This window comes from Eubacteriaceae bacterium Marseille-Q4139 (assembly GCA_018223415.1).
Taxonomy (GTDB): domain Bacteria; phylum Bacillota; class Clostridia; order Lachnospirales; family Lachnospiraceae; genus CABSIM01.
The window spans coordinates 3340158-3354001 of record JAGTTQ010000001.1; the positions used below are offsets into that span (position 1 = coordinate 3340158).

General features: G+C 53.7%; 13 protein-coding genes and 1 tRNA gene. All 14 read left to right on the plus strand.

Annotation, left to right across the window (positions count from 1 at the left end; translation table 11 throughout):
- Nucleotides 1-14 precede the first annotated feature (14 nt).
- The 14 genes from KE531_16005 (at nt 15) to KE531_16070 (ending at nt 13838) form a co-directional block, all read left to right on the plus strand.
- A complete protein-coding gene (locus tag KE531_16005; protein ID MBR9955096.1) occupies nt 15-752 on the plus strand; it encodes a class I SAM-dependent methyltransferase in 738 nt (245 codons plus the stop codon).
- Between the two features lie 24 nt (nt 753-776).
- Nucleotides 777-2135 carry a serpin family protein gene (locus KE531_16010; GenBank protein MBR9955097.1) on the plus strand — a complete coding sequence of 453 codons (1359 nt, stop codon included), beginning with the start codon at nt 777-779 and terminating at the stop codon, nt 2133-2135.
- Nucleotides 2136-2188: 53 nt separating this feature from the next.
- Nucleotides 2189-2875, plus strand: a complete 687-nt coding sequence (locus tag KE531_16015; protein MBR9955098.1) for an aminopeptidase P family protein — start codon at nt 2189-2191, stop codon at nt 2873-2875.
- Nucleotides 2876-3012: 137 nt separating this feature from the next.
- Nucleotides 3013-3393: a GntR family transcriptional regulator gene (locus KE531_16020; protein ID MBR9955099.1), complete on the plus strand. Its 381-nt coding sequence runs from the start codon at nt 3013-3015 to the stop codon at nt 3391-3393.
- 11 nt (nt 3394-3404) lie between these two features.
- A complete protein-coding gene (locus tag KE531_16025) occupies nt 3405-3995 on the plus strand; it encodes a UvrB/UvrC motif-containing protein (GenBank protein ID MBR9955100.1) in 591 nt (196 codons plus the stop codon).
- A complete protein-coding gene (locus KE531_16030; protein MBR9955101.1) occupies nt 3979-5019 on the plus strand; it encodes an ATP--guanido phosphotransferase in 1041 nt (346 codons plus the stop codon). Before KE531_16025 ends, KE531_16030 begins: the two co-directional genes overlap by 17 nt.
- 19 nt (nt 5020-5038) lie before the next feature.
- The gene (locus KE531_16035) at nt 5039-7519 is read left to right on the plus strand and encodes an ATP-dependent Clp protease ATP-binding subunit (protein MBR9955102.1); all 2481 of its coding nucleotides are present in this window, start codon (nt 5039-5041) and stop codon (nt 7517-7519) included.
- 288 nt (nt 7520-7807) lie between these two features.
- Nucleotides 7808-8221, plus strand: a complete 414-nt coding sequence (locus KE531_16040) for an endosialidase (protein ID MBR9955103.1) — start codon at nt 7808-7810, stop codon at nt 8219-8221.
- 18 nt (nt 8222-8239) lie between these two features.
- A complete protein-coding gene (gene radA / locus KE531_16045) occupies nt 8240-9607 on the plus strand; it encodes a DNA repair protein RadA (protein ID MBR9955104.1) in 1368 nt (455 codons plus the stop codon).
- 42 nt (nt 9608-9649) lie between these two features.
- A complete protein-coding gene (locus KE531_16050; GenBank protein ID MBR9955105.1) occupies nt 9650-10081 on the plus strand; it encodes a hypothetical protein in 432 nt (143 codons plus the stop codon).
- A gap of 145 nt (nt 10082-10226) precedes the next feature.
- A tRNA-Trp gene (locus KE531_16055) sits at nt 10227-10297 on the plus strand.
- Nucleotides 10298-10607: 310 nt separating this feature from the next.
- Nucleotides 10608-10952 (plus strand): hypothetical protein, encoded by a 345-nt coding sequence (locus KE531_16060; GenBank protein MBR9955106.1) that lies wholly within the window; start codon nt 10608-10610, stop codon nt 10950-10952.
- Between the two features lie 99 nt (nt 10953-11051).
- The gene (locus tag KE531_16065; protein ID MBR9955107.1) at nt 11052-11294 is read left to right on the plus strand and encodes an HPr family phosphocarrier protein; all 243 of its coding nucleotides are present in this window, start codon (nt 11052-11054) and stop codon (nt 11292-11294) included.
- A gap of 183 nt (nt 11295-11477) precedes the next feature.
- Entirely contained in the window at nt 11478-13838 is a 2361-nt protein-coding gene (locus KE531_16070) for an ATP-dependent DNA helicase (protein ID MBR9955108.1), read from the plus strand.
- Nucleotides 13839-13844: the final 6 nt, after the last annotated feature.

Genomic DNA, 13844 nt, shown 5'->3' on the forward strand with positions numbered 1-13844 from the left:
AAGGGAACGACGGCATGAAGGAAAATCCGTATGACAATCCGGAGTTTTTTGAAAAATACAGCCAGATGGATCGGAGCAAAAAGGGGCTTTCCGGCGCTGGCGAATGGGCGGCATTAAAAGAGCTTCTTCCTGATTTTTCAGGGAAACGCGTGCTGGATCTCGGCTGCGGCTACGGCTGGCACTGCGCTTATGCGGCGGAACACGGCGCTGTTTCGGTGGTCGGGACAGATATTTCGGAGAAAATGATCGGAGAGGCGAAAAAGAGGAATCCGGGCGGGCAGATCCGGTATGAGGTCACGGCCTTTGAGGACTGCGATTTCCCGGCGGAGAGCTTTGACATTATTATTTGTTCGCTGATGCTTCACTATCTGGAGGACTATGGGGAATTCCTAAAAAAAGTATCGGCTTGGCTTAAAACAGGCGGAAACCTGATTTTCAATGTGGAACACCCGGTCTTTACGGCTTACGGCTCCCAGGACTGGTATTACGGGCCATGCGGGGAGATCCTGCATTTTCCGGTGGACCGGTATTTCCTGGAAGGAAAGAGGGATGCGTGTTTCCTCGGGGAGCAGGTAGTAAAATACCACAGGACGCTCACCACGTATCTGGAGGGGCTGCTTTCCCATGGATTTGCGCTCCAGCATGTGGTGGAGCCGCAGCCGACAGAAGAAATGTTAAAAGAAATCGAAGGAATGGAGGAGGAACTCAGGCGGCCGATGATGCTTCTTGTGTCGGCCGTGAAGGGAAGATAAGGATTTTTGAAGGGAGGAAGCCTTATGAAGAAAAGAATGTTGGCAGCCATTCTGGCGGCAGGCGCTGTGGTGCTATCCGCGGCAGGCTGTTCCGTAAGAAACCAGACGGAAAACACCGATGACGCACTAAAAGGAATGGAAGAGAATCCGGCCGTGACAGAGGTGAATACGGCTTTTCTTCCGACAGAAGGTACCTACGAAAACGAGGAAGAGAAGCGGGAGTTTATGAGAAACAAGCAGATTCCGGAAGATTTTTCGGCAGCATACCGGGAGTTCTGCTGCCTGACAGGCTCGGAATTTTTAAAGGCAGAGGAGAAAAACGCGATTTATTCGCCGTTAAGCCTTTATTACTGCCTGGCGTTAGCGGCAGAGGGAGCCGCCGGGGAGACGAGGGAGGAAATTTTGTCCCTTCTCCGGTATGAGGACATGGAGGCGCTCACTAAGGACTGCAAAGAGGCCTACGAATTTTTCTACCGCGGAGAGCCCGGAAAGGTTTTAAAAAAGGAAGCAGGCGGCGAGCCCCATTCCAGGGATGTCTACCGGCTGGAGCTGTTCCAGTCCGTATGGGCCGATGACGGTTTGACGTTAAAGGACAGCTTTAAAGAGACGGCCGTTTCCGACTACTATTCTGACATATTCCGCGTGGATTTTGCTGATGACGCGACGTATGAAGCCATGGAAGACTGGGTGGAGCTCAGAACCCGCGGCATCATCCGGCCGGAGATCCAGCCATCCGACGATATCGAGGCAGCTATTTTGGGTACGGTATATTTCTATGATGAGTGGACGGATGTGTTCCGGGAATTGGAGACAAAGCCGGACACGTTTACAAAGAGCGACGGCAGCCAGGTTACCTGTGATTTCATGAACCGCACCATGGGTTCCCACGGCTTCCGGCGCGGCGAGAACTATACATCCTCGCAGTTGGCGTTAAAAAATGGCTCCGTGGAATTTATCCTGCCGGATCCCGGCGTCGATGTCCATACATTTTTAGAGAGCCCCGAGGTGCTAAACGATGTCCTGTTCGGAACGGGAGAGAGCACGGTCGGCGAGGTGGTCTGGAAGGTGCCGAAATTTTCTTACGGGAGCGAGCTTTCCTTAAAGGAACCGCTTTTAAGGCTCGGCATGAAAAAGGCGTTTGATGACGCGGATTTTACCAACATGGCTTCCGATCCCCTGTTCATCTCGTCCATCCGCCAGCAGTGCCACGTGGGCATTGACGAAAACGGCGTGGAGGCAGCCGCCTACACGGAGATCATGTATGCCGGGGCAGCGCTTCCGCAGGGCAGAGCCGAAATGATCCTTGACCGGCCGTTCCTCTATGTGATAAAAAACAGGGGGGAAATCCTGTTTATCGGAATCTGCGAGGATCCGACGGTTTAGGAGAGAGGCCGCAGATACGCAGGGGAAAATCCTAATTTGCAGAGGTAATATGTATGGATTATAAAGAAGTCCAGGGACTTGCAAAAGACACCATGGAATATGCCAGAAAGGCTGTACGCGCAGGAATGACTCTCATGGAAGTGAGGGAACTTTGCGAAAAAAAGTTATTGGAATTAGGGGCGGATTCCTTTTGGTATTGGGATATAGGCGCCTTTGTCTTTGCAGGTGATGAAACTGCCGTGTCAGTGAGCGGGCCTAGGTATCAGACAAGCGGCAGAATCATCCAGGAAAATGACATCATAACGATTGATTTGAGCCCGCAATGTGGCGATATTTGGGGCGATTATGCGCGTACTTTCATTGTCGAGAACGGCATAGTTGTTGACGGCGAGGCCTGTTCCAATGAGGAGTGGAAACAGGGAATTGCCATGGAAAAAGAACTTCACAGAAAAATGCGGAGCTTTGTCACTCCGGACACGACATTTGAGGAACTGTATGAGTATATGAACCAGGTTATCAAAGAGAATGGATACATCAACCTTGATTTTATGGGGAATCTGGGACATTCTATCGAAAAACAGAAGGGGGATCGGATCTACATTAAAAAGGGGAACCGAACCCGCCTGGGCGATGTGTCTTATTTCACATTTGAACCGCATATCAGCATTGCCGGTTCCAAATACGGCTATAAAAGGGAGAATATTTATTATTTTTCTGAGGGGAAACTGATGGAGCTGTAAGCCTGCAAAGAACGGAAATGTTCCGTTTGCCGGCAGGAAAGCCGCTGGAACGGTTTGGCACTTGACGGATTGTACCTTATCTGTTACTATTAGGATATAACAAATATAACTATAAAGAACGAAAGACGGTGGAAGCCATGATTCTGAAAATCAATTTTGACAGCGAAGAGGCGCTGTACATGCAGCTGTGCAATCAGATCATCGTCGGGATTGCCACGGACATGCTGCATGAAGGCGATAACCTGCCTTCCGTGAGACAGCTTGCGGAAGATATTGGAATCAACATGCATACGGTAAATAAAGCATATTCTGTTTTAAGGCAGGAGGGATTTTTGAGGCTCGACAGGCGCCGCGGCGCCGTTGTGGCTCTAAATATGGATAAACTCCAGGCCCTTGCGGAAATGAGAGAGGAGCTTGGGATCGTCCTTGCCAGGGGCTTCTGCCGGAATGTGAGCCGCGAGGAGGTTCATGCGCTTGTGGACGAGATTTTTGAGGATTTCTCCGGCCAGGGAGAATAAGGAGGAGCAGCATGCTTTGTGAACATTGCAAAATGCGTGAAGCCACGGTAAAATACGTTGAGGTAATCAATGGGGTGAAGTCGGAGCATAATCTCTGCGCCCAGTGTGCCAGCCGCCTGGACATCGGCCAGTATTCGGCAATTTTTGAAGGGGAATTCCCCCTTGGAAAGCTGCTTTCCGGACTTCTGGGCGTGGAGGACACGTCGGAGACGGAAGGAAAGTATGCCGGCGTCGTCTGTCCTTCCTGCGGCACGACGTATGAGGACTTCGTAAAAGACAGCCAGTTCGGGTGCCCGGACTGTTACAGCGTTTTCGACCCGCTGATCCGTGAGAACATCAAGCATCTCCAGGGCAGCGAGCGCCATGTGGGGAAGCACCCGGGAAAGAGCCCATACGTGGATGACGGGGCATCGCCTGCGGACGGCGAAAACGGCGGAAAGGGAGAAAAGGAGAATAAGATTTCGGCCGGGGAGCAGATAAAGCTTTTGCAGTCCCGGCTGCGTGAGGCTGTGCGCCGGGAGGAATATGAGACGGCGGCGGCCTTAAGAGATCAGATCCATCATTTAAAAGAGGAGACAGGGCAGGATGGCAAAGTGGTTTGAGGAAGCAGAAAAGGAAATGTCAAACGTCATTTACAGCCGGGTTCGCCTTGTGAGGAACTGGAAGGAGTATCCGTTCCCGGGAAAGATGACGAGGGAACAGGGAGCCGAAATGACGGCCCGGTTAAATGAGGGCCTTAAGGACATCGGGAGTCTGGACGGGTGCCGGTACGCGAAGGCGGAGCTAGAGCGCCTGGCAGATCTCGACCGGGCGGCGCTTACGGAGAGGCGTGTCCTCGGCCGTTCCATGTCGAAAAAGAAGGGGCCTGCAAGCCTGATTGTCTCAGAGGATGAGCGGGCGTCCATCGTCTTAAACGGCGATGACCATATCCGCATCCAGGTGCTGGAGGCAGGCCTGAATCTGGAGGGCTGCTATAAGCGGGCCGACCGGCTGGACGATTACATCAGCGAGCGGTTCGAGTATTCCTTTGATGAAAAATATGGGTACCTGACGTCCTATCCCACCAACGTGGGGACGGGGCTCCGTGCCAGCGTCGTGCTCCATCTGCCGCTTCTTTCCAGGAAACGGAGCTTCAACAGCCTGGTGGCCGACATGGGCCGTTTCGGCACTGCCGTCCGCGGCGTTTACGGCGAGGGGGGTGAAAACTACGGCTCCCTCTACCAGGTTTCCAATCAGAAGACCCTGGGGCAGAGTGAGAAGGAAATCATCGAGCTTGTGACGAAGGCGGCCGCGGAATTGGATGCCCAGGAGCGGCGGTTGCGTCAGGAGGCCTTAAAGCAGAAGCCCCTTGGCTGCCAGGATGAGGTCTATAAATCCTACGGCGTGCTGCGGTACGCCAGGAGGCTCACGAGAAAAGATGCCATGGAATTTTTGTCCCAGATCATGGTCGGCGTGCGGGACGGGATCTTAAAGACAAAGGAGCCGTGTTCCATTTACCGGATCATGCTTGGGATCCAGCCGGCGAACCTCTTAAAGCTGGCGGAAAAGCCCATGGAAAAAGAGGAGCTGGAGGCGGCCAGGGCGCAGTTTGTGCGGGCGGAGCTTCCGGAAATCATAGAATCATAACAGGAGGAATTTGACATACATGGACAGATATACGGAAAAAGCCTCAGAGGCCCTTGTTCTGGCCGGGGAGGCTGCGGAGGACATGGGTTCCAAAACCATCGGGACAGAGCATATCCTGGTGGGGCTCATGGAGGAAGGCAGCGGTACGGCCGCAAAGGTGCTGGAGGCCAATGATGTGAAGCTTGACCGGCTTCTGGCTCTGGAACAGCAGCTTGTGGCGTCCTACCGGAAAACTGGCATCCGCGACCGGGAGGGCTATACGCCGAGGGCAAAGCATGTGCTGGAAAACAGCTACCGGGAGGCCGTCCGCTTCCGGGCGCCGCTCATCGGGACGGAGCATATCCTGATGGCGCTTTTAAAAGAAAACGACTGCGTGGCGATCCGGCTTTTAAATACGTTGAATATCAACATTCAGAAAATTTACATTGACCTTTTGGCGGCCATGGGCGAAGACGCGGCCGGAAAGGACGAGGCCGTTCCGGGGCGCAGCCAGAAGACGGCCAGATCCCAGACGCCGACGCTGGATTCATACAGCCGCGACCTGACGGCCCTTGCGGCAGATGGAAAGCTTGACCCTGTCATCGGACGGGAAAAGGAGATTCGCAGAGTCGTCCAGATTTTAAGCCGCAGGACGAAAAACAACCCCTGCCTGATCGGGGAGCCGGGCGTCGGAAAGACGGCCGTGACCGAGGGGCTGTCCCAGATGATTGCGGCCGGCGATGTGCCGGAAACCATCCGCGGGAAACGTGTCGTCGTGCTGGATTTGTCCGGCATGGTGGCCGGCTCCAAGTACCGCGGCGAGTTTGAGGAGCGGATTAAAAACGTGATTTCCGAGGTGCGGGAGGCCGGAAACGTCCTCTTATTCATCGACGAGATTCACACGATCATCGGCGCAGGCGGCGCAGAAGGCGCCCTGGATGCCTCCAATATTTTAAAGCCGTCCCTGGCAAGAGGCGAGCTCCAGCTCATCGGCGCCACGACCATCGAGGAATACCGGAAATATATTGAAAAGGATCCGGCCTTAGAGCGCAGGTTCCAGCCTGTGACCGTGGAGGAGCCGACGGAAGAAGAGGCCGTGGATATCTTAAAGGGGCTGCGGCCGAGATACGAGGAACACCACCGTGTCACAATCACCGACGAGGCCATCCGTGCGGCCGTCAGGCTGTCCTCCCGCTATATCAACGACAGGTTCCTGCCGGACAAGGCGGTGGACCTGATTGACGAGGCGTCCTCGAAGCTGAGGCTCACGGTTTATGTGGAGCCGAAGGGGATCAAGGAGGCGGAGGAGGAAATCCGCGCCCTGGAGGCAGATAAGGAGGCGGCAATCCGCAGAGAGGCCTACGAGGAAGCCGGGGAAATCAAGAAGAAACAGGAGAAGAAGCGGGAAAAGATTGCGAAGCTCAGGGAAAAGTGGGAGACGGAGAAAACCTCCAAGGAGCTTGTTGTCGGCGAGAATGAAATCGCCGAGGTGGTTTCCGACTGGACAAAGATCCCGGTGAGTAAGTTAGCTGAGGAGGAGAGCGAACGGCTCTTAAAGCTGGAGCAGATTCTCCATGAGCGCGTAGTCGGCCAGGACGAGGCCGTGACGGCCATCTCCAAGGCCATCCGCCGCGGCCGAGTGGGCTTAAAGGATCCGAAGCGCCCCATCGGCTCATTCCTGTTTTTAGGCCCCACCGGCGTCGGAAAGACGGAGCTCTGCAAGGCGCTTGCGGAGGTGATGTTCGGGACGGAGAATGCCCTGATCCGCGTCGACATGTCGGAGTATATGGAAAAGCACAGCATATCCAAGATGATCGGTTCGCCGCCAGGCTATGTGGGCTATGAAGGCGGCGGGCAGTTAAGCGAAAAGGTTCGCCGCCATCCGTACTCGGTGATTCTGTTTGACGAGGTGGAAAAGGCCCACCCGGACGTGTTCAATATTCTTCTTCAGGTGCTGGACGACGGCCATATCACCGATTCCCAGGGCCATAAGATTGACTTTAAAAATACGGTGCTCATCATGACGTCAAACGCCGGCGCGGAGAATATCATTGCGCCGAAGCAGCTCGGCTTCCTCTCCAAGGATGACGAGAAGGAAAAGTACGACAGGATGAAAAACGGCGTCATGGACGAGGTAAAGCGCATGTTCAAGCCGGAATTCTTAAACAGGATCGACGACATTATCGTGTTCCATCCGCTGACGAAGGAGCACATGAAGGCCATCGTCACCATCATGCTCGGCACGGTGGAGAAGCGGACGAAGCAGCAGATGTCCATCCGCTTAAATGCCGGTGATGACGTGAAGGAATACCTGATTGATAAGGGCTATGATGAGAAATACGGTGCCCGCCCGTTAAAGCGGACGATCCAAAACCTTATCGAAGACCGGCTGGCCGAGGAGATTTTAGAGGGCCGTGTCCGGGAAGGCGATTCGGTGAAAATCACCGTCCGCGACGGCGCCCTCAAATTTTCCGCCCGCCACCCACAAACCGCTAGAAAAGAAGTGGGAAGTATGGTATAATACCGCAAAGCGGTATTATACCTGCGCAAACCGGTTTCTGCGCCTGCCGCAGAAAGCCGGGCGCTGAAAATCCGCCGGAGGCTGCTATGGCCGCGAAGCGGGCATGGCATAATACCGCAAAGCGGTATTATACCTGCGCAAACCGGTTTCTGCGCTCGCCGCAGAAAGCCGGGCGCTAAAATCCGCCGGAGGCTGTCATGGCCGCGAAGCGGACATGGCATAATACCGCAAAGCGGTATGATACCCGCATATGCATTCAGGCAAACACACAAAAGGAGACTAAGTATTATGTCAGTAATTAAAGAACTAATCCGCACGGAAGCAGACGGAACCATCAGTTTTGGAGATTATTCTCTCGATGCAAAAGCCAAGGCAGAGGATTTTGAGCATGAAGGCGATCTTTATAAAGTAAAAACCTACTGTGACATTACAAAACTGGAGCGGAACGGTATGTTTGTCTATGAATCCGTACCGGGAACTGCCGTCAGCAGATTTTATGTGGCTGACGATGTGGTGACTTTCCAGGTGGAAGGCGTAAGGGATGCCCAGATCACCGTCCAGATGGAAGACGATATGGAATACGAGGTTTATGAGGACGGTGTCGGCGTCGGCGGCATGAAGACGAATATGAGCGGCAAGCTTGTCTTAAGCGTGGAGCTTTCCGAGGGAAAGGCCGTAGACGTTAAGATTGTGAGAAAGTAAGACAGAAAGGATTTTATCGTGGCCAAAGCAGGAAAAACAATGTTTTTTTGTAAGGAATGCGGCTATGAATCCAGCAAGTGGATGGGGCAGTGCCCGGCATGCAGGGAGTGGAACTCGTTTGTGGAGGAGCCGGTGGTTTCCGAGAAGAAATCGCCGGCGGCCGCCATGCGGGCGCCCGGCCGGGGCGCTGCCCCTGTCCGTCTCGCCGATATCTCCCTGGAGGAACAGGATCGGACGAAGACGGGCTTTGGGGAGCTGGACCGGGTTCTGGGCGACGGCATCGTGAAGGGAAGCCTGGTGCTTGTGGGCGGCGATCCCGGTATCGGAAAGTCCACGCTCCTTCTCCAGGTCTGCCGCAACCTGGCGCTGGCGGGAAAGCGCGTCCTTTATATTTCCGGCGAGGAGTCCTTAAAGCAGATCAAAATGCGTGCCGGCCGGATCGGGCACATTGAGGGCGAACTTCTTTTCTTCAGCGAGACGAATCTGGATGTCATCGCCGGTTCCATGGAGACCGTGAAGCCGGACATCGTCATCATCGACTCCATCCAGACCATGTTCCGGGAGGACATTTCCTCGGCGCCGGGCAGTGTGAGCCAGGTCAGGGAGTCAACCAACCTTCTGATGCAGATTGCAAAGGGCTTCGGCATCACCGTATTTATCGTCGGCCATGTGACAAAGGAAGGCGTCGTGGCCGGCCCCAGGGTACTGGAGCATATGGTGGATACGGTTCTCTATTTTGAAGGCGACCGGAACGATTCTTACCGGATTCTCCGGGCCGTGAAGAACCGGTTTGGCCCCACCAACGAGATCGGCGTGTTTGAGATGCTGGAAAATGGCCTCAATGAGGTGAAGAACCCGTCGGCTTTCCTGCTTTCCGGGCGGCCAAAGGAGGCGTCCGGCGCCGTAGTGGCCTGTTCTTTAGAGGGGACACGGCCGATTCTTCTCGAGGTACAGGCGCTTGTGACGGCGACGAATTTCGGAATGGCGAGGCGGACGGCAAACGGTGTCGATTATAACCGGGTCAACATCCTGCTTGCAATTCTCGAAAAACGGTGCGGCTATGAGATGAGCCGGTACGATGCCTATGTGAACATCGCCGGCGGCATGAAGATGAACGAGCCGGCACTGGATCTGGCGCTTGTCATGGCGTTGGTGTCCAGCTTCAAAAACCGCGAGGTGGATCCAGGCATGCTGTTTTTCGGAGAGGTAGGCCTTTCCGGAGAGGTGCGGGCCGTGTCCCAGGCCTCCCAGAGAGTCTCGGAGGCCATAAAAATGGGCTTTTCGTCCTGCGTGCTCCCGAAGGCAAACCTTGAGAAAATGAAGGGCGATAACAGGATCCGTTTAATTGGTGTTGATAACGTGCGGGAGGCCATCGCACTTTTATAAGGAGGCGAAAACATGGAAGAAAACAGAAATGCAGAGGACCGTATGGAGAGCAGGGAACAGAGAAAAAAGGAAATCCGCGAGGCTATCTCTGCCGGTGAAGCGGCCGTCCGGGCATTAAAGGATGCAAGGGAGGCCTTAAACAGCGCCGGGAACTGGGGAATCTGGGACATGATCGGCGGCGGTTTCATCAGTTCCATGGTGAAGCACTCGAAGCTTAAGGATGCAGAGAATTCCCTGGAGGAAGCGAGAGGGAAGCTTTCTATTTTCCGGCGTGAGTTAGAAGACGTCTCCTCGGCGCCGGAATTCCACTTAAACGTGGGCGGATTCCTCCAGTTTGCCGATATTTTCCTCGATAATCTCTTTGTGGACTGGGCTGTCCAGTCGAAAATTTCTGATGCCAAGGGCCAGGTGGATTCTGCCATCCACAGGATCCAGTCTCTGACGGAACAGTTAAAACAGATGGAAGCTGAATAGGCGCGGCGGCCGACATGGCCGCTGCGAAAGCTTTATGGGGCAGGTGAATTTTATCAGTTGGCGGAAAAACAGGCAAAATTTTTGAAAGATTTACATTGACATTTTCTGCGTCCTGTGATAATATAGTCAAGCATGAGAAATGCGAAGGGGAATAGTTCAATGGTAGAGCAGCGGTCTCCAAAACCGTAGATGGGGGTTCGAGCCCCTCTTCCCCTGTGTATGCAAGCGGCTGAAACCCCGTGAAAACGGGATTTTGGCTGCTTTTTCGTTTGGAAAGATTTTCCATAGTTCACTGGTGAGGCCGGAAGCCATGACGGCAAATGGCAGGCCAATCTTTTACGCAAAAATAAAGAATCTTTCTCTTCCAATCTACCATATATGAGAGCAAATGCGGCATTTTGCAGTTTAGAATGGCATTAGAAAAGGCCGGGGGCTCTTTATTCTGGCAGACAGCCTGAAAGGGGAAACTGTTCCCTTTTTTGGCATACAGGAGATTCCCGGCCTTTTTTGGGAAGGAGTTTCCAGGATGGACAGAAAAAGAGCTTTTTTGCTGAAGCTTGGTGCCAACATATCCTATCTTGGGTTTGAATATATGGCGTATGCGCTGATGCGTCTGGAGGAGGATTCCAAACTCCAGATGAAGGTACTTTATATGGAGACGGCAAAGCAGTATGGAACGACAGCCGCCTGCGTGGAGCGGGACATCCGGACGGTGTCAAAGGGGCTGTGGGAGAACCGGAAAAACAACGGTCTCGCTGCTTTCGAGATCATGACGGCCGGAAGGCGGCCGCGCAACACGGAGCTCTTAAAGATTCTCGCATATATATCAAAAAGTACAAAAATGATACCTGCCCATGACGAAAATTGGTGAATGTTTCGATTGACTAATTTTTCCAAAAATGATATATATTAGTAAACCGAAAAAAGAAACCAGTCTTTTTTGTCTTTGAAAAGGAGTTTGAATGCTATGATGAAGCAGAAAAAAATCATGATTCCTTCTGTTGCGGAAGCAAAGGACTTTGTGTTCAGGGCATCTGAGTGTGATTTCGATATCAATGTTTTTTACAACCGCATTATCATTGACGCAAAGTCGATTCTTGGCGTTTTGAGCCTGGATCTTACCAAGGTTCTCACGGTAGAATTCGACGGCGAAAATAAGGAATTTGAAGATTTTCTGGAAGAAAAAGATGCCTGCAAGGCAGCAGTCGCATAACGGCGTCACAGGCTGCCGGGACAGGATTCCGGGGAGCGTCTGCTTCCACGGAGAATGATTTAAAATAAAATGGGCAGGAGGGCCGCCGTATCAGAAATGGTATGGCGGCTTTTCGTTCCTTTACAAGGCGGCGGGGATACAGTATAATTTTCTTATGGAACGAAGGGAGAAAGGAGCTTTTTCATGGAACGGCAGGCAGAGGAAAGGAAAAAGCTGGTGCGGATCTCTGTCCGGAACCTGGTGGAGTTTGTGCTGCGCTCCGGGGACATTGACAGCCGAAGGAGCGGGCAGGCCCAAAAGGACGCCATGCTGGAGGGAAGCAGGATCCACAGGAAGATCCAGAAGCGCATGGGCTCCAATTACCGCGCCGAGGTGCCCTTAAAGCATCTCGTGGAGGATGAGGAGGTGACGCTTCTTGTGGAGGGTCGGGCGGACGGCATCGAGGAGGAAAACGGCGCCGTCACCATTGATGAGATCAAAGGCGTCTACATGGATCTGGAGCGTCTGGAGGAGCCGGTGCCGGTGCATCTGGCCCAGGCCATGTGCTACGGCTATTTTTACTGCTGCGATAAAGGGCTGGACGGAGTCCGGCTCCAGCTTACCTACTGCAATCTGGAAACCGAGGAGATCCGCCGCTTTGTACAGGCAAAGTCTGCGGAGGAGCTTGGTGTGTGGTTCGCCGGAATCGTCCATGAATATATGAAATGGGCCAGGTTTTTATACCATCATGAGCTGACCCGCGACGCTTCGATCCGCGGCCTGGAGTTTCCCTACCCATACAGGGAGGGGCAGAGGGATCTGGTGGTTTCGGTCTATAAGACCATCAGCCGGAAAAAGCGGCTGTTCATCCAGGCCCCCACCGGCATCGGAAAGACGCTGTCCACGGTGTTCCCGGCGGTGAAGGCCATCGGGGAAGGGAAAGGCGAAAAGCTTTTTTACCTGACGGCTAAGACCATCACGCGGACGGTGGCCGAGGAGGCGTTTCGGATTTTAAGGGGAAGCGGCCTGATTTTTTCGTCTGTCACCATTACGGCCAAGGAAAAGCTCTGCCCTTTGGAGGAGACGGAGTGCAATCCGGATCACTGCCCCTATGCAAAAGGCCATTTCGACCGGGTCAACGAGGCCGTCTTCGACATTCTCCATCTGGAACAGGACATCACAAGGGAAAAAATCCTTTCCTATGCCGAGAGGTATCAGGTCTGCCCGTTTGAATACTGCCTCGATATCAGCAGCTGGACCGACGGCATCATCTGCGATTACAACTATGTGTTTGATCCCAATGTAAGGCTTAAGCGGTATTTCGCGGAGGGCGCAAAGGGGGAGTACCTGTTTTTAATCGACGAGGCTCACAACCTGGTTTCCAGGGCGCGGGAGATGTACAGCGCAGCCATCCGGAAAGAGGATGTCCTGGAGACAAAGCGGCTCATAAAAGGGCGCTCTGCAAAGCTTGAGAGGCAGCTCGATAAATGCAACAAGGTGCTTTTGGAGATGAAGAGGGAATGTGAGGACTGGCAGGTTTTAGAAGATGTGACAGGGCTTGCGGCCGCAGTCATGAGCGTGTTTTCGGAGTTTGAGATGTTTCTGGAGGATAACCAGGAGTTTGAGGGGCGCGATGCTGTGCTGGATTTTTATTTCTGCCTGCGGGACTTTCTTGGGATTTATGAGCGGCTGGATGACCATTACCGGATCTATGCGGAAAATCATGGGACGCCCTCGTTCCAGGTGCGGCTGTTCTGCGTGAACCCTTCCGGCTGCCTGTCGGAATGCATGGCCCAGGGGAACAGCACGATCCTGTTTTCCGCGACGCTTCTTCCGATCCGCTACTATAAGACGCTCCTTAGCGGCTGCGACGAGGACTATGCCGTTTATGCAAACTCGCCGTTTTCCGAGGACAACCGCCTTTTAATGGTAGGCACCGATGTGAGCAGCCGCTACACCAGGCGCAACGAGGGCGAATACCGGAAGGTAGCCGCCTATATCCGCGAGACGGCAAAGGCGCGGGAAGGGAATTACATGGTTTTTTTCCCGTCCTATCAGTATATGGAGCAGGTGCTTGGGATTCTGGAGGAGGAAGAGGCGTTCTGCCATCTCCTCGTTCAGGGGCAGGGCATGCGTGAGGAGGAGCGGGCCGAATTTTTAGAGGAATTTGAAAGGCAGCGGGATGGCTCCCTGGTGGCGTTCTGTGTTATGGGCGGCGTTTTTTCCGAGGGCATCGACTTAAAGGAAGAGCGGCTCATCGGCGTGATCGTCGTGGGAACCGGGCTTCCCATGGTCTGTGTGGAACAGGAGATTTTAAAGGGATATTTTGATGAAGAGGAGAAGCGGGGCTTTGATTTTGCGTACCAGTACCCCGGCATGAACAAGGTTCTCCAGGCGGCCGGACGCGTGATCCGGACGCCGAAGGACCGCGGTGTGATCCTTCTTCTGGATGACAGGTTTTTAAGACGGGAATATCAGGAGCTGTTCCCGCGGGAATGGGAGCATTTTAAGCTGGTGAACCAGAGAAACGTGGGGCAGTGCCTGACGGATTTCTGGAACGGGTGACAGATA